At 57.4% G+C, this 24,520-nt stretch carries 21 protein-coding genes; 11 read left to right on the forward strand and 10 right to left on the reverse strand.

The window, feature by feature from the left end:
• The first annotated feature begins 79 nt into the window (after positions 1-79).
• On the forward strand, positions 80-1,111 hold the full coding sequence (locus tag BB497_14335) for a LacI family transcriptional regulator (protein ID AVI63803.1): 1,032 nt from the start codon (positions 80-82) through the stop codon (positions 1,109-1,111).
• Between the two features lie 15 nt (positions 1,112-1,126).
• Here the strand turns inward: BB497_14335 and BB497_14340 are convergent, their stop codons facing one another.
• Positions 1,127-2,131, reverse strand: coding sequence for a type I glyceraldehyde-3-phosphate dehydrogenase (locus tag BB497_14340; protein AVI63804.1), 1,005 nt, complete (start codon positions 2,129-2,131; stop codon positions 1,127-1,129).
• A gap of 244 nt (positions 2,132-2,375) precedes the next feature.
• Here BB497_14340 and BB497_14345 point away from each other — a divergent pair, with 244 nt between their 5' ends.
• Both BB497_14345 and BB497_14350 read left to right on the forward strand, forming a co-directional pair.
• Positions 2,376-3,842, forward strand: a complete 1,467-nt coding sequence (locus BB497_14345; protein AVI63805.1) for a pyruvate kinase — start codon at positions 2,376-2,378, stop codon at positions 3,840-3,842.
• Positions 3,843-3,864: 22 nt separating this feature from the next.
• Positions 3,865-4,341, forward strand: a complete 477-nt coding sequence (locus BB497_14350; protein AVI63806.1) for a methylglyoxal synthase — start codon at positions 3,865-3,867, stop codon at positions 4,339-4,341.
• A gap of 13 nt (positions 4,342-4,354) precedes the next feature.
• Here BB497_14350 and BB497_14355 read toward each other — a convergent pair whose 3' ends face one another.
• Positions 4,355-5,329, reverse strand: coding sequence for a DNA-binding transcriptional regulator FruR (locus tag BB497_14355; GenBank protein AVI63807.1), 975 nt, complete (start codon positions 5,327-5,329; stop codon positions 4,355-4,357).
• Between the two features lie 237 nt (positions 5,330-5,566).
• Between BB497_14355 and BB497_14360 the strand changes: the two genes are divergently transcribed.
• The 7 genes from BB497_14360 to BB497_14390 all read left to right on the forward strand — a co-directional run bounded on the left by BB497_14360 (position 5,567) and on the right by BB497_14390 (position 15,178).
• Complete coding sequence (locus BB497_14360; GenBank protein ID AVI63808.1) at positions 5,567-8,437, forward strand: phosphoenolpyruvate--protein phosphotransferase; 2,871 nt, start codon at positions 5,567-5,569, stop codon at positions 8,435-8,437.
• A complete protein-coding gene (locus tag BB497_14365) occupies positions 8,437-9,408 on the forward strand; it encodes a 1-phosphofructokinase (GenBank protein ID AVI63809.1) in 972 nt (323 codons plus the stop codon). Before BB497_14360 ends, BB497_14365 begins: the two co-directional genes overlap by 1 nt.
• Positions 9,405-11,141: a PTS fructose transporter subunit IIBC gene (locus BB497_14370; GenBank protein ID AVI63810.1), complete on the forward strand. Its 1,737-nt coding sequence runs from the start codon at positions 9,405-9,407 to the stop codon at positions 11,139-11,141. The genes BB497_14365 and BB497_14370 overlap by 4 nt, the downstream gene beginning before the upstream one ends.
• A gap of 254 nt (positions 11,142-11,395) precedes the next feature.
• Positions 11,396-13,063 (forward strand): glucose-6-phosphate isomerase, encoded by a 1,668-nt coding sequence (locus BB497_14375; GenBank protein AVI63811.1) that lies wholly within the window; start codon positions 11,396-11,398, stop codon positions 13,061-13,063.
• Positions 13,064-13,149: 86 nt separating this feature from the next.
• Complete coding sequence (locus BB497_14380; protein ID AVI63812.1) at positions 13,150-13,530, forward strand: hypothetical protein; 381 nt, start codon at positions 13,150-13,152, stop codon at positions 13,528-13,530.
• Positions 13,531-13,761: 231 nt separating this feature from the next.
• Complete coding sequence (locus BB497_14385; GenBank protein ID AVI63813.1) at positions 13,762-14,841, forward strand: radical SAM protein; 1,080 nt, start codon at positions 13,762-13,764, stop codon at positions 14,839-14,841.
• A gap of 40 nt (positions 14,842-14,881) precedes the next feature.
• A complete protein-coding gene (locus BB497_14390) occupies positions 14,882-15,178 on the forward strand; it encodes a hypothetical protein (GenBank protein AVI63814.1) in 297 nt (98 codons plus the stop codon).
• On the opposite strand, the gene BB497_14395 is transcribed toward BB497_14390, so the two are convergent.
• Genes BB497_14395 through BB497_14410 form a run of 4 tightly spaced genes read right to left on the reverse strand, consistent with a single transcriptional unit; the run spans position 15,138 to position 21,363 of the window.
• Positions 15,138-17,402: an ATPase P gene (locus tag BB497_14395; GenBank protein ID AVI63815.1), complete on the reverse strand. Its 2,265-nt coding sequence runs from the start codon at positions 17,400-17,402 to the stop codon at positions 15,138-15,140. The genes BB497_14390 and BB497_14395 overlap by 41 nt on opposite strands.
• 15 nt (positions 17,403-17,417) lie before the next feature.
• Positions 17,418-17,774: a hypothetical protein gene (locus BB497_14400; protein AVI63816.1), complete on the reverse strand. Its 357-nt coding sequence runs from the start codon at positions 17,772-17,774 to the stop codon at positions 17,418-17,420.
• A gap of 5 nt (positions 17,775-17,779) precedes the next feature.
• Positions 17,780-20,305 carry a cytochrome c oxidase subunit I gene (locus tag BB497_14405; GenBank protein ID AVI63817.1) on the reverse strand — a complete coding sequence of 842 codons (2,526 nt, stop codon included), beginning with the start codon at positions 20,303-20,305 and terminating at the stop codon, positions 17,780-17,782.
• Complete coding sequence (locus BB497_14410) at positions 20,302-21,363, reverse strand: cytochrome c oxidase subunit II (protein AVI63818.1); 1,062 nt, start codon at positions 21,361-21,363, stop codon at positions 20,302-20,304. Before BB497_14410 ends, BB497_14405 begins: the two co-directional genes overlap by 4 nt.
• A gap of 36 nt (positions 21,364-21,399) precedes the next feature.
• Here BB497_14410 and BB497_14415 point away from each other — a divergent pair, with 36 nt between their 5' ends.
• Entirely contained in the window at positions 21,400-21,858 is a 459-nt protein-coding gene (locus BB497_14415) for a hypothetical protein (GenBank protein ID AVI63819.1), read from the forward strand.
• A 36-nt stretch (positions 21,859-21,894) separates the two neighbouring features.
• Here the strand turns inward: BB497_14415 and BB497_14420 are convergent, their stop codons facing one another.
• From BB497_14420 to BB497_14435, 4 genes are all read right to left on the reverse strand, one after another.
• Positions 21,895-22,320 (reverse strand): hypothetical protein, encoded by a 426-nt coding sequence (locus tag BB497_14420; GenBank protein ID AVI63820.1) that lies wholly within the window; start codon positions 22,318-22,320, stop codon positions 21,895-21,897.
• A gap of 81 nt (positions 22,321-22,401) precedes the next feature.
• Positions 22,402-23,283 carry a hypothetical protein gene (locus tag BB497_14425; protein ID AVI63821.1) on the reverse strand — a complete coding sequence of 294 codons (882 nt, stop codon included), beginning with the start codon at positions 23,281-23,283 and terminating at the stop codon, positions 22,402-22,404.
• On the reverse strand, positions 23,267-23,551 hold the full coding sequence (locus tag BB497_14430; GenBank protein ID AVI63822.1) for a hypothetical protein: 285 nt from the start codon (positions 23,549-23,551) through the stop codon (positions 23,267-23,269). The genes BB497_14425 and BB497_14430 overlap by 17 nt, the downstream gene beginning before the upstream one ends.
• A 14-nt stretch (positions 23,552-23,565) precedes the next feature.
• Positions 23,566-24,414 carry a rhomboid family intramembrane serine protease gene (locus tag BB497_14435; GenBank protein ID AVI63823.1) on the reverse strand — a complete coding sequence of 283 codons (849 nt, stop codon included), beginning with the start codon at positions 24,412-24,414 and terminating at the stop codon, positions 23,566-23,568.
• Between the last annotated feature and the right edge of the window lie 106 nt (positions 24,415-24,520).

The raw sequence follows: 24,520 nt of genomic DNA on the forward strand, positions 1-24,520 counted from the left end.
ATAAAAAAGCCTAGGCATTGCACTTTTTCAGTCAACGCTTTTCACCTGTTTAGGAAGCTCCGTGACCGCCCCTCGCCGAATGACTCTAAAGGATCTTGCGCTCGAACTCGGCGTCTCTACCGCGACGATTTCCAACGCGTTTAACCGACCCGACCAGCTCTCCCCGCTGCTGCGTGACCGCATTCTCAAAGAAGCCAAGCGGCTGGGGTATAGCGGCCCCGATGCCAAAGCCCGCAGCCTGCGCACCGGTCGCTCCAGCATTGTGGCGGTGATTCTGGCCGAAAGCCTGACCTACAGCTTGAACGATGCCGTGGCCAGCGAGTTTCTTTCTGGTGTGGCCGAAGTGCTGGATGCTCACGGCCACACCCTGCTGCTGCTACCGGGCCGTGGCCACGCGTCCCAGCCGCCCGGCTCGGCCAACATTGCTGATGGGTTTATCGTTTACGGCCTTATGCCCAACAATAAGCTGCTGGATGAGCTTCCCTCTCAGCGTCCGCTGGTATCGGTGGATTTCGATATTGACGGCTGCCCCACGGTGCATATCGATGACCGCGACGCTAGTTACGATATGGCGATGCACGCGCTAAAACAGCGCCCAAAGCGCCCAGCGATCATCAACCTGCGCTTAACCAAAGAGCAGTGCAACGGCCGCGTGACGAAAGCGCACACGATGCTGCCGGATAGCAGCACCATCAGCCGCGCACGTTTAGACGGGTTTCACGCAGCGCTTAAAGAACATGGCTTCGATACTGGCGAGATCCCGCTGTGGAACATTGAAGAGAACGTGTTTGACGTGTGCTCACCGGTGATTACCGAGATCATCGACTTGCCCGCCGAACAGCGGCCTGACTTACTGCTGTGCATGTCGGATCGAATTGCGCTCACCGCGCTGACGCTGGCCGAGCAGCGGGGCATTCAGGTACCAGGAGAGCTGCGGATTACGGGGTTTGATGGCATTGCGGAAGGGCAATACCGCGCCCCGCGGTTAACCACCGTGCGCCAGGACAGCGCAGGTAAAGGGCGCGTGGCGGCCAACATGATCCTAGGGCGAATACCCAAAACCCAGCAGCTACTCAAAACCGAGCTGCTGCTGGGGGATACCTGCCCTTGAGGAGTGAGCCAAGCGTTATTGAGCAGCTTTCTGCATCGCGATAGCGGTATCTAACATACGGTTGGAGAAGCCCCACTCATTGTCGTACCACGCCATGATTTTCACTAAGCGACCGTTCACACGGGTGTGGTTGGCGTCGAAGGTGGACGAGTGCGCATCGTGATTGAAGTCGATAGACACCAGCGGTTGAGCATTAACGGCCAATACCGGAGAGCTGGCGGCGGCTTTCTCAACAATCGCATTAATCTCTTCCTTGGTGGTATCGCGACCCGCGTTGAACGTTAAATCCACCAGGGAAACGTTAATTACCGGCACGCGCACGGCCAAGCCATCGAACTTACCCGCCAGTTCCGGCAATACCATACCTACGGCTGCCGCCGCGCCGGTTTTGGTCGGAATCATGGAGTGGGTGGCGCTACGCGCACGGTAGGGGTCGGTATGGTAAACGTCCGACAGGTTCTGGTCGTTGGTGTAAGCGTGAACGGTGGTCATTAGGCCATTCTCGATACCGACCGCATCGTTCAGCGCTTTGGCAACAGGGGCTAAGCAGTTGGTGGTGCACGAAGCATTCGATACTACGGTGTGCTCTGCGGTCAGGATGTCGTCATTTACACCGTACACAATGGTGGCATCCGCATCAGGGCTCGGCGCTGAAATCAACACCCGCTTGGCGCCAGCCGCGATGTGCTTAGCCGCTGCATCGCGTTTGGTAAACAGACCAGTACACTCCATGACTAAATCAATGTTCATGGAGGCCCAAGGCAGGTTGGCCGGGTCACGCTCGGAGGAGATCGCAATACGGTCCCCATCCACGCTGATGCTCTCTGCATCATGCTCAACCGCAAACGGAAAGTGCCCATGAACGGTGTCGTGGCGCAGCAGATGAGAATTGAGGGAGGGGTCGCCCAGATCATTAATCGCAACGACCTGCACACGATCACGGTAGCCGTTCTCGTACAGCGCACGCAGCACATTGCGACCAATCCTTCCAAAACCGTTAATGGCAACTCTTATTGTCATGGTAGCACCTCAATCAAGCAGTGGTCGTAGATGGCGTATTCTGTAAAAAAATTACTAAAAATACGTATTTAATCACCTCTAGGCCGATTTAAACCTGCTGCAACCGCCTAAAGAGGCTAAAAACCATCCAATATGTAGTAAAATTACTATATAAAGACTATCTTAGTCCAATACTTAATCAACGATTCATCCGCCCTTTTTCCGGGCTTTGTTCAGCCCATGCTGCTCATCAGGAGTCACTACCATGTCCAACACCCCGCTCCCTGCCCCTCTCCGTCGTACCAAAATCGTCGCCACGCTTGGCCCAGCCAGTGACCGCCCCGGAGTGTTGGAAGCCATGCTAAAAGCGGGCGTGGATGTGGTGCGGCTGAACTTCTCTCACGGCTCCGCTGATGATCATCGCCGCCGTCTCACCGAGGTGCGCGAGATCGCTCAGCGCCTGGGCCGCAGCGTCGCGGCACTCGGTGACCTGCAAGGGCCTAAAATCCGTATTTCCCGCTTTACGGAAGGCGCCATCCACTTAGACATCGGCCAGGCGTTTGTGCTCGATATGTCGATGGATGCCAATAGCGGCACCGCCGAGCGTGTGGGCTGTGACTACAAAGCACTCATCGATGACGTCGCCCCTGGCGACCGTCTGCTGCTGGACGATGGTCGCGTCGTATTGGATGTCACCACTATTGTTGGGCAAGAAGTTCACACCCGAGTTCACGTGGGCGGCAAACTGTCCAACAATAAAGGTATTAATAAGCAGGGCGGCGGCCTGTCTGCACCGGCGCTCACCGATAAAGACAAGCAAGACCTGAAAACAGCGATCGACATTGGCGTGGATTATTTAGCCGTCTCTTTTCCGCGTCACGCCGCCGATATGCAAGAAGCCCGCGCGCTGCTGGGTGACGAAGGCAAAGAGATTGGCCTAGTCGCCAAGCTGGAACGCGCAGAAGCTGTGGCTAATGATGAGACGCTTGATGCCATTATTGAATCCTCAGAAGCAGTGATGGTGGCGCGTGGCGACTTGGGCGTTGAAATTGGTGATGAAGCGCTGATCGGCACGCAAAAACGCATTATCAAGCATGCTCGCTCACTGAATCGCGCGGTGATTACCGCCACACAGATGATGGAATCGATGATTGAGTCGCCGCTGCCCACCCGCGCAGAGGTCTTCGACGTGGCTAACGCCGTACTCGACGCCACCGATGCGGTCATGCTCTCTGCAGAAACGGCAGCGGGCAACTTTCCGGTGGAAACCGTGGAAGCCATGGATCGCGTTTGCTTAGGCGCTGAGCGTGAGCGGGTTGCTCAAGCCTCCGGACACCGCATTCATGAAGGCTTTGAGCGCATTGATGAAACCATCGCACTGTCCGCCATGTACGCGGCTAACCACTTAACGGGCGTACGCGCCATTGCCTGCATGACCTCCACCGGTTACACGCCGCTGATTGCCTCGCGCATTCGCTCAGGCTTACCAATTGTGGGTTTGGCTCACAGCCCCATCGCCCAGCGGCGCATGGCGCTTTATCGCGGTGTGGTCTCGATCCCGTTTGATACCACTCACATGGAGGCCGCCGACGTCAACAAAGAAGCCATTAAGCTGCTGAAGGCACATGGATTGGCACGCCCTGGCGAGCATGTCATCCTTACTCGCGGCGACCATATGAACGCCCACGGCGGCACCAACACCATGAAAGTACTGGCCGTTGACGCCGAATAATTTTTCTTCAGGAGACCCCACCATGACTGACGCCCGCCCTCCCCGCCAAGCCGTGCGCACGCTGCAACCGCGCAAGCGTATTGCGCTGATTGCCCACGATGGCAAAAAAACTGAGATGCTGGAGTGGGCGACGCGCTGGCAAGATACACTGAGCCAGCATACGTTGATTGGTACGGGCACTACCGCCGAGCGGCTTAAAACCGCCCTGGGGCTAGAAGTAGAAGGCTTAATGAGCGGCCCGCTGGGCGGCGACCAGCAGATTGGCGCGCGCATTGCCGAGCAGCAGCTCGACGTGCTGATTTTCTTCTGGGACCCCTTTGCCCCGCAGCCCCACGACCCGGATGTGAAAGCCCTGCTGCGCTTGGCGGCGCTATGGAACGTACCGGTGGCGTGTAACGCCGCAAGCGCCGACTTCCTGCTCTCCTCGCCCTATCTTAGCGAGCGCTACGACATGTCGATTCCCGATGCGGACGCCTGGGCCAAGGCACGCACGGTATAGCCTCCCTGAAACTCTATCGGGTACGCAGGTGACGCGATACCACCTGCTGCCCGCACTGGTAGGTTCCATTCATCGCACCCAGCACGCACTGCAGCGTTAACTCCGCAATTCGATCGTAATCCTGCAACGCAGAATTCACCGGTTGGGGCAGGAAATCTAACAGGCGGTGGTCACCAAAGGTGGCTAACCGCAGCGTCTCTGGCAGCCCACCCTGGGCAAGCAGCTCATCAAACACACCCTCCATAAGCGCGTAGGAGGCCGTCACCAGCGCATCAACCTCACCTACCGCCAAGGCTTGCTTAGCCAGCTCAACGCCCAGATCACGCTCGTAACGCTCGCCGCTAAAGGTGACTGCCTCAACTCCCTGACCTTCTAACGCCGCCAGGAAACCGGCGCGGCGCTCGCGGCTCACCGACAACTCTGGCATGGCATCTAACCAGGCAATGCGCCGCGTTGAACTCGTCATCACCGAACGTGTTAGCGCATAAGCCGCTTCATGATCATTGCTCACCACGCTGGCAAAGCGCTCGGGCGTCAGACCACGGTCCATGCCCACCACGCTCCACCCTTCATCGGCTAAATCCGCGTAAAAGGTGTCGTTTTCGGGCAGGCAGCTCGCGGTAATCAGCACTTCACAGCGCTGGGCGCGCAGCGCTAGGGCCAGCGTGCGCTCGCTGTCTGCGCAGTCGTCAGAACTCACCACCAGCAGCTGATAGCCGCGCTCGCGGGCGCCGCGCTCCAAGCGTTTAGCGAGGCGCGCATAGCTGATGTTTTCCAAATCCGGCACGATCAGGCCAATCAAACGGCTAGCGCCACGGCGCAGCGCAGCGGCCTGGGGGTCAATGTGGTAACGGTGCTGACGCACCACGGCCATGACTTTGTCGATGGTGGCTGAACTAATGCGCCGCTGTTCAGCTTGGCCGTTGATTACATAGCTTGCCGTGGTGCGCGAAACCCCGGCGAGCCGGGCAATATCGGCAAGTGTCATGCTGGTTTCTCCCTAAATGAAGACGGCAGTTTAGCAGCCGTTTTACCCTCTTCAGACAAAAGTCTAAAGAAACAACCCTTGTGCCTAAAAGTGAATCGATTCAGCATAGCCAACTAACCACAGGTGACACGATTCATCCAGCTAACCTTAACGATCTACGACTAACATCTTATGCGCGCACCTTCGCCGCCAATCGCAGACGTTGCTGTTGCCTGACCGCGTTTACAGGAGACCCCTATGTTGACACTCGGCCCCGATGACATCTTGCTCGACCGCCATGCGGACCACTGGCAAGCTGCGCTCGACAGCGCCGCCAACGCGCTAGCGGATGCTGGCTTGGTGGCGGCCGAGTACCGCGACGGCCTCCATGACCGTGAAGCGCAGTCGTCCACTTATCTAGGCAACGCCATTGCGATTCCACATGGCACGCCTGACAGCCGCCGCCATGTAAAGCGTACCGGGGTGCGGGTGCTGCAGTTTCCGCAAGGTGTTGAGTGGCACGATGGCAACACGGTGTACGTACTGGTCACCATTGCAGCGCAAAATGATGAGCATCTGGACATTCTGCGCCAGCTGACCCACGTTCTCGACCGCGATGGTGTAGCCACTAAGCTGGCCAGCGCCAGCTCCGCCGCTGATGTGGCTCGACTGCTATCCAAGCCGACACTGGCACCTCGCCTGGATGCCGATACGCTATGCATTAACTTTCCCGCCCGAGACCCGCAGGAACTGGCCCTAGCGGCGGCAGCGCGGCTACGCCAAAGCGGCTGTGTGGATAACGGCTTTATCAGCGCAGTTGCTGGCACCCAGCCCCAGTGGCTGGGCAAAGGCCTGTGGCTTTCAAGCCACGCCCAAGGTGTCAACCATCCTGCACTAGGTGTAGCGACGCCCGCCGACACCACGCTTGAGCATAGCGGCCACCCGGTTCATGCGCTGTTCTGCCTCGCCGCCAGCGGCGATGCCCACCGGCCGCTGCTTGAGCAGCTCATGGCGGTACTAGAGAACGGCGAAAGCGAGAGCTTTGTAGGCAAAAACAGCGCCCAGCTTCTTGCGGCATTGGCTGGAGAAACCGCCAGCACTCACACCCGGCGCGTGCGCGTATTGAACCCCCACGGCCTGCATGCTCGCCCGGCCAAACAGCTGGTACAGATCGCCCGTGCCCAGCCCATGCCCATTAATGTGCGCCTGGAAGAAGGCAGCGCCACCACCGTCTCTGCCGCCAGCCTGACCAAAGTGATTGGTTTGGGTGCGCGCCGCGGCCAGTGGCTGACTTTCTCCGCCGAGGGCGAACAAGCGAGCGCCGCGCTAGACGCCATGGCCGCCGCCGTCGAAGAGGGCTTGGGTGAAAAAGTCACGCCGTTCGACGGGGGCCGCGATGCCACGCCCGCCGCCAACGCCAGCAAGCCTGCCGTGGAGCCGCTGGCCGCCGATAAACCGCACACCGGCGTGGCAGCCTCGCCAGGGTTAGCGATTGCCCCGGTGTTTGTTATTCGCCCAATGCAGTTTGATTACCCTGAGCATGCCAGCGACCCCACCCAAGAGATCGCACGCTTAGAGGCCGCCCTCAAAGAGGGCGCTGCCCAGCTGCAGGCGCTGGTACACAACGCCCCTGGCGGCGAAGTAGCCGATATTCTCTCCATGCACGAAGAGATGCTCGACGACCCCGAACTGCACCAGGCGGCGATTGACGCCATCCGCGAAGGCCGCTCGGCGCAAGCGGGCTGGTGGGAGGCCATCGACACCGCCGCCCACGCCCAAGAGATGCTGGCCGACCGCCTGCTGGCGGAACGCGCTGCCGACCTGCGCGATGTAGGCCGCCGCGTGCTCGGCGTGCTGTGCGACGTTACCCTGCCCGAGCCGCCCGACCACCCCTATATTCTGGTGATGGACGATATCGGCCCCTCTGATGTGGCCCGCCTAGACACCTCCCGCGTGCGCGGCCTGCTGACCGTTCGCGGCGGCGCGACCGCCCACAGCGCCATCTTGGCACGTGCGCTGGGCATTCCTGCCGTGGTAGGCGCCGGTGAAGCGGTGATGGCGCTGCATAACGGCGGCATGATGATTCTGGATGGCGAGCGCGGCCGGGTGACCTCGCAGCCTTCCGAGGAGCGCCTGCGCCGCGCCGAGCAGCAGCTGCTCGACCAGCAGCAGCGTGAAGCAGATGCCTGGGAGCTGCGCTTTGAGCAAGCGCAAACCCGCGACGGCCACAAGGTGGAGGTGGCTGCCAACCTGGGCAACACTGCCCACGCCACCGATGCGGTAGAGCGCGGCGCGGAAGGGGTCGGCCTGCTGCGCACCGAGTTCCTGTTCATGGCCTACTCCAGCGCTCCGGATCTCGCCACGCAAATTGCCGAATACCGCGAAGCCACCGATGCGCTGAATGGCCGCCCGCTCGTCGCCCGCACCCTCGACGTTGGCGGCGACAAGCCGCTGCCCTACTGGCCGGTGCCCCAGGAAGACAATCCCTTCCTTGGCCTGCGCGGTATTCGCCTAGCGCTAACCCAGCCGGACGTACTGGAAACCCAGATTCGCGCACTGCTGATAGCGGCCGTGGGCAAACCGTTGCGCATCATGCTGCCGATGGTCAAAGATGTGGCCGAGTTCCGCGCCGCGAAGGCGATCTATGACCGCCTGCTGAGCGAAATCGCCCCCCAGCAGCGCGCCACCGACGTACAGCTTGGCGTGATGATTGAGGTGCCCTCAAGCGCCCTATTAGCGCCAACACTCGCCGCAGAAGTCGACTTCTTCTCCGTGGGCACCAACGACTTAACGCAATACACCCTCGCAATTGATCGTGGCCATCCGGAGCTTTCTGCCCAAGCCGATGGCCTGCACCCGGCGGTACTGCGGTTGATTCAAATGACCGTCGAAGCCGCCCACGCACAAGGCAAATGGGTTGGTGTGTGTGGTGAGCTGGCTTCTGATGCCATGGCCGTGCCGGTTCTGGTGGGCTTGGGTGTTGACGAACTCTCCGTCAGCGCACGCCAAATCCCGCTGGTCAAATCCCGCCTGCGCGAGTTTGATCTTGCCCAAGCCCAGGCGAGCGCCCAGTTAGCGCTGAGCAAAGCCACCAGCGATGAAGTCCGCGATGCTCTGGAGGCCAGCTAATGGCAAGAGTCGTCTGTATTACGCTGAACCCAGCGCTAGATCTCGCCTTCAACCTGGATGCGCTGACGCTGGGGCACGTCAACCGCCCCACCGGCGCGCAGCTGGAGGCCGCAGGTAAAGGGGTAAACGTCGCGCGGGTATTGGCAAGCCTGGGCCACGAGGTGGTCGTGAGCGGCTTTTTAGGCGAAGAGAACGACGCCCCTTTCAGCCTCGCCTTCCCCCGTTACGGCGTCGAAGATGCTTTCGTCCGGGTGCCGGGTAACACGCGCATCAACGCAAAACTGGCCGAGCAGAGCGGCCGCGTGACCGACATCAACGGCCCCGGCATGCCCATCGAAGCCACCCATCTGGATGCTTTACGCACCATGTTAAGCAGCCTGTTTGAAAGTAGCGCGCCGCCTCAATCCGTGGTGGTCGCAGGTAGCCTGCCTCCCGGCATCGACCAGTACACGTTTAGCGAGCTGCTCACCTTTCTAAAAGGTTTCGGAGTACCACTCTGGGTAGACACCAGCGGCCCGGCGCTGCTCACGGCGATTGCCGCGCAGCCTGCAGCCGTGAAGCCGAACGAAACTGAGCTGGCCGACTGGGCGGGCAGCGCGCTTGATAGCGACCAGCAGCGCCAAGCGGCTGCCGAGCGGCTGCACGCCAGCGGTATCGAACACGCGCTGATTTCAGCAGGTGCCGAGGGTGTTCTATGGGTGAGCCAGCACGGCACTTGGCAATCCACGCCACCCACCGTCATCGCCACCAATACCGTTTGCGCGGGTGACACCTTTGTGGCGGGCATGCTCCACGGGCTGCTGAGCCACCACTCGCCCGAAGACACGCTTCGCTTCGCCACGGCGCTGTCTGCCGACGCGGTACGCCATGTTGGTGTGGGCACGCCCCACGCCGATGATTTTGACTCACTCCAACAACAGACCCGGGTACGGCGTCTTGACGACACCCACACCGAGGGAGCCACGCGATGAACCTGATTCTGATTACCGCCTGCCCCAGCGGCATGGCGACCACTTTTCTAGCCGCTAAGCGCTTAGAACAAGCGGCCACACGGCTGGGCTGGCACGTCCATGTGGAGATGCACGGCGAGATTGCGCCGCTGCAAGCCGCCAGCGCCGAGCAAATTGCTAACGCCGACTTAATTGTCGTAGCCGCCGACCACGTGCCCGCTCCAGAACGTTTCGAAGGTAAGCGGCTGTTCCAGGCCCCCATTGCCAGCGCCCTGCCCGACCCCAGCGCCTTTTTAAGCCAGGCCAAGCGGGAAACGCCGATTTTCAGCGCTCCGGCAGCCACAGCGGCTACCCAGGCAAGCAGCGCGGGCGGCAAAAAAATTGTCGCCGTCACCGCCTGTCCCACCGGCGTTGCCCATACCTTTATGGCAGCAGAAGCGCTGGCGGAGGCGGGTAAAGCCATGGGACACCAGATTCGCGTGGAAACCCAGGGCTCGGTGGGCGCACAAAACAAACTGAATGAAGAAGAGATCGCCGCCGCCGACGTGGTCGTATTAGCCTGCGATATCGAAGTGGACCCCACTCGTTTTGCGGGAAAACGTATTTATCGTACGTCCACCAGTAACGCCCTGAAAAAGCCACGCCCGACGCTTGAAGCCGCCTTTACCGACGCTGTGGTGGAGCACGGCACCAGCGCCGCCAATGGCGCATCGGCCAAAAAAGGCATGAAAGAGAAAGGCGTCTACAGGCACCTGCTTACTGGTGTTTCCTTTATGCTGCCCATGGTGGTGGCAGGCGGCTTGTTAATTGCCCTCTCGTTCGTGTTCGGTATCGAAGCGTTCCAAGAAGAGGGAACGCTTGCCGCCGCGCTGATGCAAATTGGTGGTGGTACCGCGTTTGCCCTGATGATTCCCGTGCTGGCAGGTTATATCGCCTACTCCATTGCCGACCGCCCTGGTATCGCTCCCGGTATGATTGGCGGCATGCTGGCCGCCAATATTGATGCTGGCTTTATCGGCGGCATTTTGGCCGGTTTCTTGGCAGGCTACGTGGCCTTGGCCGTGACTCGGTACGTTAAGCTGCCCGCGAGCATCGAATCCCTCAAGCCCATTCTGATTATTCCCTTTGTGGCCAGCCTCGTCACAGGCCTGACCATGATCTACGTGATTGGGGAACCCGTGGCCGCCATTATGGCCGCCCTAACCGGCTTCCTCTCCTCTATGGGGTCTACCAATGCGGTGCTACTGGGGATTTTACTGGGTGCCATGATGTGCTTTGACCTAGGTGGCCCAGTGAACAAAGCGGCCTACACCTTTGGCGTGGGCCTGCTCGCATCACAAACCTATGCGCCCATGGCAGCCATTATGGCAGCGGGCATGGTACCGGCCATTGGCATGGGCATTGCGAGCTTCGTGGCGCGCAATAAGTTCTCGGCCCCCGAGCGGGAAGCCGGTAAGGCGTCTTTCGTACTGGGCCTGTGCTTTATTAGTGAAGGGGCGATTCCGTTTGCGGCAAAAGACCCGCTGCGGGTGATTCCCGCGTGTATCGCCGGTGGCGCGGTCACGGGTGCACTCTCCATGCTAGTCGGTGCCAAGCTTATGGCCCCTCATGGCGGCATCTTCGTCCTGCTGATTCCTAATGCGATCACCCCGGCCCTGCTCTACCTGGGTGCCATTGTCGTAGGCTCTCTGATTACGGGCCTTGGCTACGCGTTTATCAAACGTGGTGCCGCACAAGTGGCCGTTGCCAGCTAAACGCTGCACACTGAGGGCGAAATGTTCTTGCCCTTTTGCTTCTGCTTTTATGTTGATTGGGCGGCCATATTAGAGCCGCCCACCCCTTTAGCGTTTTATTCACTACTTTTCTTACAATTAATCGTTTCTAGGTGTTTCAAACAGCTCAACATGTAGTATTTTTACATAAATAATAGCGACGTTACGGGGAGTGTTTTCGCCCTCGCCAGTGATAACGATGTACACCAGATGCAAAAACAACAGGACCGCCCGTTATGTTTCAACTCACTCGCAGTGTCACTTGGCAGGCTCTTGAGCGCCTGCGCGACAAAACGACTCAAGACCGTATCCGAGATTATTTCACCAACGACCCACAGCGCTTTGAAAAAATGAGCCTGCGCGTCGGCGGCCTATTTCTCGATTACTCAAAGCACCACGTTTCTGACGAGGTGCTCGCTAAGCTGATTGAGCTAGCTGACCACTCTGCACTGGTACAGCGACGTGCCCAGATGTTCTCGGGGGACATTATTAACGTCACCGAAAACCGTCCCGTACTTCACACGGCTCTCCGCCATTTAGGCGATGAGCCCGTGTATGTGGATGGCGAAGACGTGATGCCCGAAATTACCCGTACCCGCGAGCAGATCAAAGCGTTCTCCGAAGCGGTGCGTAACGGCGAGTGGAAAGGCTATGACGGCCAGCGCATTAAAGACGTAGTGAATATCGGTATTGGTGGCTCTGATCTAGGCCCCAATATGGCGGTCCGTGCCCTGTTGAAATACCGCCACCCAGAGCTGCACTTCCACTTTGTTTCCAACGTGGACGGCACTCATATTCAGAAGGTGCTATCACGACTCAATCCCGCCACCACGCTCTTTATTGTTTCTACCAAAACCTTCTCCACCCAGGAAACCCTGCTAAACGCCAAGACCGCACGGCGCTGGTTCCTGGAAAACGCCGGAGAAGACGCCGACGTCGGCGCGCACTTTATTGCCGCCTCTACCAACCGCAAAGCGGCGATGGAGTTCGGCATTCGTGAAGAGAACGTGTTCGAGTTCTGGGCCTGGGTAGGCGGCCGCTACTCCATGTGGTCATCCATCGGCTTGCCCATTGCGCTCTCTATTGGCTTTGAAGGCTTTATTGAGCTGCTGGAAGGCGCTCACGAGATGGACCGGCACTTTATCGAAGCGCCCTTCGCCCAGAACATGCCGGTACTGATGGCGCTGATTGGCATTTGGTACATTAACTTTATCGGTGCCGAGACCCAGGCCATCGTGCCCTACGATCAGGCGCTGAACCAGTTGCCTTCCTTCCTGCAGCAATTGGATATGGAGTCTAACGGCAAGTCGGTGGATATTTTCGGTCATCCGGTCAATTACAAAACCGGCCCGATTGTGTGGGGCCAAACCGGCTCTAACGGCCAGCACGCGTTCTTCCAGCTGCTACACCAGGGCACCCGCTATGTGCCCATCGACTTTATCGCCTCGCTCAAGCCGGAACCCGGCGTGGAAGACCACCACTTCGCGCTGCTCACCAATATGCTGGCACAAGCCAACGCCTTTATGGAAGGCAGCCAAGGCGACAGCAAAGAGCTCAGCCAGCTCGACCCCTATAGCTGCCCAGGCAACCGCCCTTCCAGCACGCTGCTACTCGACGAGCTGACGCCGAAAAACCTCGGCGCGCTGATTGCGCTCTACGAACACAAGGTGTTCGTCCAGGGCGTGATTTGGAACATCAATTCGTTCGACCAATGGGGCGTGCAGCTGGGCAAGCGCATCGCCGGAGAGATCAGCGAGCGCATCGACGCCAACGCCGCCGACTTCGATGCTTCTACCCAGGGGCTGCTAGAGCTGGTGCGTGCTCACTTTCCCAGCACGGCGCATCAAACCCAACATGCAGAGCCAGCGAGCAGTGATAAAAAACCGGCGCGGAAGAAGCGCTAGGCTAAAAGGTAAGTAAACACAGCGCCTTGGCAGACTGCCAGGGCGCTTCTGCAATATCTCTTGTCATATTGTACGAGGTGAACGTCATGCAGCATCTTCACCAAGCCATCCAACGCTGCCCGAGAGTTGCGGTATACGGCACGTTAAAGCACGGCCATCGCAATCATCATTGGTTAAACGGCGCTGGCATTCTGGGCCAAGACCATTTAACAGAGATCACTCTTTACGACCTTGGCCCCTACCCAGGCGCTAAGCTCACGCCTTCTACAGGCGTTGTGGTGGAGGTGTATGCCATTAACGCTGATCAGCTAGCGCGGCTCGATGAGCTAGAAGATTACCTGCATCACTCTCCTGCAAAAGGGATGTACGACCGGACGGTGTTAACAACACAGTATGGCGATGCATGGTGCTATATCTACAACCCAACGGTTGATGCAACGTCGTTGATCAAGAGCGGAAAGTGGTAAAACAGTTTAAAGAAGGGCCAGCGCCTCTTCTGTACTCACAATCTCTGCATACTCCCCGTCTAAATTCGCCAGCGACATCGCATGCACCTCATAGGCAGTACGATAGGTGCCGGCGTAATCTCGCTTTGCAAACGTGAAAGTGGCTGTACTGACCGCTTGGTTGCGGTGCTGCGCAAACCTCATATACTGTATTTATGAACATATATGTTGATACTACGTACGAGGTGGCAGATGACATCACTAGATCCCTCTCGCGCGACCGTGCATAAAGGGCGCGGTGCAACCTATGACCCGCATAACCGCTTTGCCCCTACCCACAGCGTGGCGGAGGATGACGGCTGGTGGCAGGAAGAAGCCTCTAGCTCGCTGGCAACAGAAGTACGCGAGGAAGCCAGTAAAAGCGCACTCTCTTGGAACAACTCGCCAGATTTGCCTTTTGATCGTTCGCTTAACCCTTACCGTGGTTGTGAACATGGCTGTGTCTACTGCTATGCGCGCCCCTCCCACGCTTATTGGGATTTTTCGCCAGGGCTGGATTTTGAAACCAAGTTGATCGCCCGCAGCGGGCTGGTGGAACACTTAAAAGAGGAGCTTTGCCACCCTCACTACGTTTGCCGCCCGATAAACCTATCCGGCAATACCGACTGTTATCAGCCGCTAGAGGCCACCTACCAAACCACCCGCCGTTTGCTGGAATTACTGCTGGCTTGCCGCCACCCTGTCACGCTTGTGACAAAAAGCACACTGGTGCTGCGGGATTTGGATCTCTTGGCAGAAATGGCCGAGCATCGCTTAGTGCGGGTATTTGTCAGTTTAACCAGCCTGGATGCCAACCTTAAACGCACGTTAGAACCCCGCGCGGCATCGCCTCAGGCGCGTTTGAAGGTGATCCGACAGCTAAACACAGCGGGCATACCGGTGGGCACGTTGGTGTCACCGATTATTCCGGGGCTTACCGACCACGAAATTGAGCGAATTTTGGAGGCTGCAAGCCGTGCAGGGGCGCGCACCGCCACTTGGATGCTGCTGCGACTCCCCAATGAAGTCGCTCCCCTATTTGAAGCTTGGCTGGAAGCCCACTACCCCGAGCGAGCGGCTAAAGTGATGAGCCTCATTCGCCAGTGCCGAGGCGGCCAGAACTACGACGCGCAGTTTGGTAAGCGCTTTCGCGGTAAAGGGATATTTGCCGACTTGATCGCCCAGCGCTTTAACCGCGCAAGTCGCCAGTGGAACATGCAGAACCGCACCGAACAGGGATTAAACACTCGGGATTTTTGCCCACCCCGGGCACAGGGGGATTTATTCATTTAAGCTAGGCAGCACACTGATTAGTTGCCGCCAAGGAAACCGAATGCCCCCGCTCAGCAAAACCAAGTCGAGTTTTTACCGCCGCTTATATGTGGCACATTTAATTGCGCAAGGTGTCGCGAGCGTGCCCGCCCTTATTGAAGCCACCGGCATGCCAAGGCGTACCGCGCAAGATACCATCACCTCCCTGGCAGAACTGGATATCGAGTGTGTGTTCGAGAAAGGCGAAGGCGAACGGCATAATATTGGCCACTACACCATAAAACACTGGGGCGCCATTGACTCGCATTGGGTAGCCGTTAATGCGGAGCGTTTGGGGCAAGCGCTGGGCTATCGTTAACCTCGTCAGTTTCCGCCCACGCTAGCCTTGCCGCATTGAGTGTAACGCTAAGCGAGCTGGCTGCCATGGCCAGCACGGCCACCAACGGCGGTATCGCCATCACCACCACTAACCCCAGGGCTAAAGTGTTGTAAAGCGCTGAAAACGCAAGATTTTGCACCATTGCCCGACGTGTACGCTTGGCAATGCTTAGTAGCCGCACCACGCCACCCACTCCTGGCGTTAGCAACTGCGCAGCGGCCCCCTCCCGAGCAGCCTCGCTTGCCTGCATAGGGGCAACACCAACTCCTGCGGCAGCCAAACTGAGTGTATCGTTAACACCATCTCCCACGTAGAGCGTAAGGGATGGTAGCGCAGTTAGGAGTTTTGCTTTAGCTTCCGGTGAGCGCTGCGCGTAGCACGCTTCTTTGGGTAGCCCTACCTGCTGACCCAGCCAAGTCACGGGACCTTGGCGGTCACCGCTGATCATCGCCAGCCCATAACCTGAAATTTGTAACTGCTGTATGGTTGCTTGGGCATCAGATACCGGCTGATCAGCTAGGTATAGCGTGGCAAGCCAGCCTTGACTGTCAGCCACTACCACTTGAGAGGCAAAGTCGTAAGTGGGGTCTTGGGCGCGCTCAGGCAAGTCTTGGCCTTGCTGTTCAAGCTGCCCCCCCACCCATGAGGCGCTGCCTAAAGACCACTGCTCACCGTTAGTAAACGTCATTCGCTGACCTTTACCAGGGTACTCTTCTAGCTCCTCTAACTGCGCAACCTTATCGTTTGCATGGCTTTCAGGATTAGTTGCCCAACGCAGCAGGCCGTAAGCGAGTGGATGCTCACTTTGCCTAACGGCGGAACATAACATCTGCTGAAAGTCGGCTTGGTCTTTGGGGTGACGCAGGACAGCATGCAGCACGCTATGCTGACCACGGGTTAGCGTGCCGGTTTTATCAAAAGCGATGGCACGCACGTTGGCGAGAATTTCCAGAGCCGCGGGGTCGCGTAGGGCAACACCTTGCTGCATCGCTTGGCCACTGCCGGCTAGGCTTGCCAGCGGCACCGCAAGGCCTACCGCGCAGGGGCAGGCTACCACTAATACAGAAAGCGCACGCACGGTGGCTTCTTCCCACCCCACCCCAAATAGCAACGCAGCAGGCAGCGTCAAAACCCCAAGCACCAGCGCGGCAGGGCTTAACCAAGCGGCAAACCGTTCGGCTAAGGTTTGTAGTTCGCCCTTTTGGGCCTGAAAGCGGCGCATTTGTTCGCACAGCTTATCTACCCGCCGCTGTCCAACCGGTGCAGTGACCCGAAGTTTAAGGGGAGCTGACCCACTTAAGTAACGGCAGCCCGCATACACCTGCTGGCCCGTAGCAAAGAAGCGCGGCACGCTTTCGCCGGAGAGTGTCGCAGTATCTATCCAACCAGATGTTTCCAGCGTACCGTCCAGGGGAATTGCCTCACCTGGGAGCACGTCTATTTGTGCGTCCAGGGCAATTTCTTCAACGGGTAACCTTACCGGCTGACGATCCTGCCAAACAGTCACCTCCACGCTGGGTAGCGCTAGCGCATCGAATGCCTTTAACCCCCGTTGCCGGCAAAAAGTCTCTACTAGGCGACCAACCAAAAGCAGCACAATCAGCATCACGGCGGTATCAAAATAGACCTCCACTGAGCCACGCCATAAAAGCCCAGTTGAAACCACTACCGCCCCCACAACCCCTAAACTGACCAGCACATCCATACCTGGGCGCTTGGCAAGCAGCGTGCGCCAACCGGCTCGGTAGAATGGCAGACCAGCATAAAGCACCACGGGCAGCGCAAACGCCCCAGAGATCCACGCCACTACACTCTCTATCTGAACAGTGGGCAGCGCACCGGCGTATATCAGCAGTGAAGCCAGCATGGTCCACATGCCAAACACGGAGCCAACGATTAAACGAAGCGTCAGGTAGCGGCTCTCTTGCTCAAGGCGCGCATGGGCATCACCAACCGCCTCCAGCGCGGTTAACCGATAGCCAATTTTTGCCACGTGAGGCGCGAGCACCGCTAGCCGAATAGTGTCGGGCACTCCTTTAATCCACACCGTGGCAGTTGGGTAGTGAACGCTAACCTCTGAAACACCCACCAGGCGTTTTAGCACCCCCTCTACAGCCAGTGCACAGCTGGTACACCACATGCCGTGGAGGGTATAGAGTGGCGCTTCAATGACCTCTTCGCACCGAGGCTGCTCTTTATGCATGGCGCAGCCAAATCCCTAGAGACAAGGGGGCACCCCAATGATAGGCAGCGCGACAAACACAACGCTAAGTGCTGAAAACAGGTATAGCCCCGCAGAAACTGCCGCATTAAATCGCGCTCGCCCATGGTGTTGCTTCACTGCTTGCCAACACCCCCAGGTGAGGGCCACCAGCACGGCAGTGGTCAATAGACTGATCAGCAGTAGCCCTCCATTCAGCAGGGTAAATACCCCCTGGTCCGGCGCGGGCGGCGCAGCTTCACAGGCTACTGCGTGCCCTCCATAAACCGCGACAAACCAGATACACCACAGCGTCAAACCAATCACAAAGTGAAGGGGATGGGTTAAACGCAAACGCTCCATTAGAGTTGTCATAGTGCTTAGCCCCCTATCACACGGGGCAGAACAGCAAGCGCCCCTGCTAACACCCAGAAGGTAACCACGTTATAGCGCCATAGCTGTATCACCACCGCAGGCTCAAAAGGCGCATGAACACCCACATAGCCATAACCCACGCGCAACCCTTGCATCACGGTAAGAATAACCGCTAAGCCGCCGTGAAACAGGACGTAGATAAGACCGACCAGCATGATCGCATCGTGGGTGGTTTGGGTTGGCGATAGGTCGGCGCTGTACAGCGCCCAACCCGTCAAGGCTACCTGCAAGGCACCTAGTGCGCCTGCCAAGTAAAAGCCTGAACCCAAACCAGCATCACGCTGCTGCCGAAGCCCGCGTATTAGTTTTACCATCACGCCATAGCCCGCCAGCACTGCAATACCAGCGCCAGCCAAAATACCTAATGAGAGCGGCGGTACCGCTGGCATGCTCCACTCGGGCGACACTGTCCAGAGATAAAACCAGCCAAATAAATAGGAGAGGAAAAAGGAGCCGTTGGCAATCAAAAAGGTGGCCATCGCCCAGACCCCAGGCCCATCCATGGTACGAGAGTGAAGCGGCGGGTCGCCTGGCGCCACGCCCGCTTCTGGTGCGGCTTTGGGGTGCGCGCCATTTTCCCACGACCAGCGCAGCAGAAACACACCCGCAATCAGCGCAAAGATACCTGCTAACGCGTACACGCGGACTAAGAGGCTAATACATACCACTGCCAGCGCTGCTGCTGCGAATAGCGGCCACCAAGAGTTGCCCGGCAGGTGAATAATTTCACGCACTTTGCCCGTAATGGGGTCGGTACCCCACATTTCCCGCCGACCATGGGAAGCAACCGCCAGAGAGTGTTTACCTTCGGCCATGGTGTAGGGAAGGTTAGGGTCATCCCAAAGGGGGTGACGCGTTTTGATGTTGGGCAGGCTGACAAAATTATAGGCACTTGGTGGCATTGTATTAGCCCACTCAAGCGTGTCGGCACTCCATGGGTTATGCTTGGCAGGCTTACCAAAACGGAAGTGCAGCGCGATATCCAGCAGCACCATGGCAATACCAGCTGACATCACAAAGCTACTAACCGATGAGAGCAGGTTATAAATATCCCATCCCATTCCCGTATCGTAGGTATAAATACGGCGCGGCATGCCCAATAGCCCTGTCCAGTGCATAATCAGGAAAGTACCGTTGAAACCCAGGAAAGTGAGCCAGAACCCCCAGCGGCCTAAATTTTCTGATGGCATACGCCCAGAAAAGAGCGGCAGCCAATAATAAAGCCCAGCAATTAACGGGAAGAACATGCCCCCCACTAGAACGTAGTGCATGTGGGCCACCACAAAGTGGGTATCGTGCACTTGCCAGTTAAACGGAACCAACGCCAGCATAACGCCCGTCAAACCGCCGCAAACAAAGATAATCAAGAAGCCCATTACCCAAAGCATTGGCAGTTTCATTTTGGGCTTGCCTAACCACAGCGTCGCCAGCCAAACAAATACTTGAATGGCGGTGGGCACCGCCACCAACATACTGGCGGCAGAGAAAAATGCCTGTGCAAGCTGGGGTATGCCCACAGTGAACATGTGATGCACCCATAACCCGAAGCTAATAAACCCTGTCACGATAATCGCGAATACCACCCAGCCATAGCCAACAATCGGCCGCCCGGCAAATACCGGGATGAGCGTGGAAACAATGCCCGCCGCGGGCAGGAAGATGATGTAAACCTCAGGGTGGCCAAAAAGCCAGAACAGGTGTTGCCATAAGATAGGATCACCGCCGGCCGCCACTTCAAAAAATGGCATGCCCACGGCACGCTCAAGTTCAAGCAATACACTGGCTAAGATTAACGGTGGAAACCCCACCACAATCATTAACGCCATAGCGAGGATATACCAAGCAAATAGCGGCATTTTATGCAGCGCCATCCCCTGGGTTCGGGTACGCAGGATAGAAACGACAATTTCAACCCCTGCCGACAGCGCAGAGATCTCTACAAAGGTGATGCCCAACAGCCAGAAGTCTGAGCCTAAGCCTGGGGAAAATTCGCTGCTACTCAACGGGGTGTACATAAACCAGCCGCTGGACGGCGCCATCTCCAAAACAAGGCTAGACATAAGGATGATGCCGCCAAACAGGTAGCACCAATAGCCTAACGAGGTCAGCCTTGGGCAGACCAAATCTCGCGCGCCGATCATCTTGGGAATCATATAAATCGCCAGCCCTTCCAACATGGGGATAGCGAACAGGAACATCATCACCGTGCCATGCATGGTGGTAACTTGGTTATAGATGTCCGGCGACATGAAGTCTTGATCAGGCATCGCAAGCTGGGTGCGTATAAGCATGGCAAGAATGCCACCCATCAAGAAAAACACCATCCCCGTGACCATAAAACGTAGGCCCAAGGTGGTGTGATTCACAATCGTTAGTGCTTTAAGCCCTTTTGGATTGCCCCAAATGTCGTGTAGGTCATCGTGTAGCTGCTGGGGGTCATGCTCAATGGCTTTATCGTTGACTGTGCTCATGGGCTCAAGGTCTCCAACCAAGCACCAAGGGCATCCAAGGTGTCCGTTTCTATATCGTCATGGGATGGCATCCTATTCCCAGGCTTTAGCGATTGGTGATATTTTAACCACCGACTCACTGCGCCCTCCTCCATAGCCATAACGCCCGCCCCCACCGTCGCGCGGCTGCCCATATCAGATAAGTTCGGTCCCGTCGTAGCACTACTGATGCCAGCTATCTGATGGCAGCTGGCACAATGGGTCATAAAAGCATCGCGCGCGTCATCGTGGCTGGCGTCGGCGGTGGCCACCGCACTAAGCTGCTCTTCTTGGCGCTCCGCTAACCAAGCGTCGTACTCCTCTCTAGGAAGTGCTTCAACAAATAGGTGCATATGCGCATGTCCAACGCCACAAAACTCCGCACACTGAGCGCCAAAAACAGCGGGGATATTGGCTTCTAGACGGATTCTATTCACCCTACCGGGGATCATGTCCACCTTGCCGCCCAGGCGTGGTATCCAGAAGGCGTGAATCACGTCCGCACCGGTCACATGGAAATCAACCGGCTCGCCTACGGGCATGACCAGATGGTTCGCGGTTACCACCTCCCCACCTTCAGCGTTGGGATAGCGCACTTCGAACCACCACTGGTGACCAATCACTTCAATGACTTCCGCTGAATCGTCAATCGCCAGCATGCGCTGCCCGGCAGGTACGCCAAACGCCAACAGTGCGATAATGCTGGTCACGGGCAGCACGATACCACCGCCTAGAATCCAGCGGCGAGCAATGCGCCGCTCCTCAACCGGGGTACGCGTTACCTCCCGGGGCTTAAAAGCGTAAAGCCATAGCGCCGTCACGGCGACAAGCACAACCGTTCCGAAACTCAGCATGATCCACCAAATCAGCGCCACATCACGTGCAGCTTGCCCAGCGGGGTCTAGAATAGATTTATCACCTGCACAACCAGCGGTTAAGCCAGCAGCGGCGAGCACTGTCACTAACGCTATTTGGTTGACCCGTTGGCGCGATACGCGTTGAATATTCCGTGAGGCCGTGTAGCAGTTGCGTTCCCTCATTTGCTATTTCCCTTTGTCTGCCCACAGGAAGTGACCATGGCACCAACTCCCCAACGATCGATAAAAAGCCGAGCTTCTCTGGCTGGCCACCCATTGCATCCTGTAATGATCCACTTTCCTGTAGCCGCCTTGATGGCACTGGTAGCAAGCGACCTGGCTTACTGGTACACCAACGACCCCTTTTGGCTGCGTAGCGGCCTTTGGCTGGCGGGCGTAGGCGCTTTTGGTGGCTGGATAGCGTCTATCGCAGGAATCATTGACCTGGTAACCGTTGCCCGCATCCGCCGACTTATCACCGGCTGGAGCCATGCGATTGTGGCGGTTGTAATGCTCTCGCTGGCGTCGTTTAACTGGCTGCTGCGGCTTAATGAACCCAGCGCCATTCTGCCCTGGGGCCTGGCCGTATCGCTGCTCACTGCCGCACTTATTGCGCTGGCTGGCTGGTTGGGAGGCCAACTGGTGTACGAGCACGCAGTAGGCGTGGATGTTGATTAGCAGCCAAGAAGGCGCACTAAGACTTTTCATAAACACTTAACTCCAGTCCAAGGGCTTGGCCAACACAAACCCCAGTACTGCTAAAATACCCGCCACCGCTAGCAACAATGCAAGCAGCGTGGCGGATTTCACACCTTTATGGATTCCCAGCTCCAAGCGTAAAATTAGCCAGCCAAAGCAGCCGTGGGCAGCCACCATCGCCACCACAGCGCCAAGTTTTAGAATTAACCAGCCGCCTAACAACCCATGCAACAGAAATAGCAGCGTGCCCGAAGCAATCGCTGCAAGCGCTGCTGGCGTCGCTACCGAATTGTAGAAAAACCGCGGCATCGGCGGAGCGCCTTGAGCAAAGCCAGCATCTTTACGAAGCTGAAGTGCCTGGCTAAGCAGCGCCGGCAAATACAGAAGTGAGCCGCACCAGATAACCAGCGCGGCAATGTGGAGCAGTTTTAGCCAGGGCATTGCGGCTTCCTTGCGTTGCATTGGGCAGGGATATTTTTACACCATTAACCTTAGTCAACCCAAGCCACTCTGGCTAGCCGTTTAACGCACCGTAATTTCGTAACCTGTGAATTTCCGTAGATTAATAACGCCTGTATCAAACATCAAATACTGCCCTTTCACCCCCTGTAGCACACCTTCAACCAGAGGCTTCTTATCAAAATTATGCGAGACTACCTTGCGAGGGAAAGTGTCGACGGGGTAATGAAAGTGCAGCGGCTTTTCATCCAACGTGCGAATGGCTCCGGCTCCGTGAATCTCACGCAGCTGGGCTAACCCATCAGCCAGCTGCTGAAAAAGCTGGTCGCGCTCTGCGGCTAAATCTAGCGTTTCCACCTCACCCTTGAGCATCGCGCGCCAATTAGTGCGATCAGCCACCCGCTCTTTAAACAGCATTTCGACAAGGCCAGACTGTTGACGCGTATCCACTTCCAGTATGGGTAGCGCTTGAATGGCTCCCTGATCTAACCAACGGGTGGGCATTTGAGTTTTGCGGGTAATACCCACCTTCAGCCCTGATGAGTTTGCCAAATAGACAATATGCGGCTGGAAGCAGTGCTTTTCACCCCACTCAGGCTCACGGCAAGTGCCTAGGTGATAGTGGCAGGTTTCCGGCTTCATAATGCACGTATCGCACTGCGCCAAGCGTTTAAAGCAGGGGTAACAGTGGCCTTGGGCAAAGCTTTTTTTAGTCGCCCGTCCACAGTGAGTGCAAGCAATCGCGCCGCTCCAGGTAAGGCTGAGCCGCTCCCCAATCAACGTATTGAGCAAAAGACGCTGCTCGCCTGCCCGCAAGTGGTAAACCACTGAATCGTCTGGGCTAGCAGGCAGTGCCGCTGCCATTTTAGTTAAGCAACCCTGGGCAGTGGGTGGTTGAGCATTCAGTGACTGGGAAGAGAACAGACTGTCAGTCACGCGTGGCATCCCGGGCTAGTCCTGCCATTTCAGGGGTAACGCCAGCGCCCGTCGCACCCGCCCCGCAGGTGCGGTGCTCAAGGTAGCCAACACGGTTCTCTTCAGGCACATTATTTTCAACCTCAAAACGCATTACTGCTTCCAGGCAAAGCTCTGTCTGTTCTGGCGTTAGGCGACGGCCATCAGGCCATTTACGCAGCGAAACCGCCTGCTTAAGGCTCTCATAAATTGCGGGGGTCATTTGGTTGATCATACGATCAAAAGTCATATCGCTCATCGCAAGCTCCTCGCTCAGCGTTTTCTTCGTTTGGATGAATAATACCAGCCTGACGCCAGCCCCACGAGCAGTCCACCCAAGTGCGCTTCATTGGCAACATTGCCAAAACCTACGCTTCCCGCGACATCCATCATGGTGAACACCATCCAACCCAGCATAAATACCACAAGCATTTGCGGCACAAAAAAGCCGCTACGTGGCACACGGCGGGACATCAGCCATACATGGGCAAGCAGTGCGTAAACAACGCCAGACATGCCGCCAAACAGAACGGTGCCGGTAACATATTGGGCTAAATTGGCTCCAATACCAGCCACCAGAAGCAGCAGTAACATGGTGCGGCTACCTTGAAGCTGCTCAATTTGGCGGCCGAAGTACCACACCCACATCAGGTTGAATATCAGGTGCATCCAGCCAAAATGCAAAAACGCTGGCGACAACAACCGCCATACCTGCCCAGAAGCAAGCGTGTCGCCAAGTGAGCCGTACACTAGTTGCCCACCCGATACGCCCACCGGCACGATGGTGAGCGCCACGATCAGTAGGTCACCAAAAACGCCGGTTAACGCAAAGATGAGCACGCTTATACCGATCATTAAGGCGGTGACGGGTAACTGGCGGATTATCGCAAAAATATTGCGTGACGCAGGTGGACGGGCTTTGGGGGCATCAACAATTAGCGTTTCTCCCCGCTCCCAACGCGCTACTAGGCTCGTTAACTCCGTGTGCTGGCGTGGGTCAGCGACCCACAGCAGCTGTCCATCGGCTTCATCAGTAATGCGGTGCCCAATGCGGTAGTGCCACAATGCCTTACGCAGCTCGCTGGTATCTGCACCTAGGGGTAAAAGCGTTACTGGATGCATGGCGACTTCCTTATTTGCATTTAGGTATTCCCAGCGTCTGCAATCGGTTTGGCCAGCGTACAAACAAAAAAAAACCGGCGGAGGGGGCCGCCGGGTAAAAAGCAAG

The organism is Halomonas sp. GFAJ-1 (genome assembly GCA_002966495.1).
Lineage (GTDB): Bacteria > Pseudomonadota > Gammaproteobacteria > Pseudomonadales > Halomonadaceae > Vreelandella.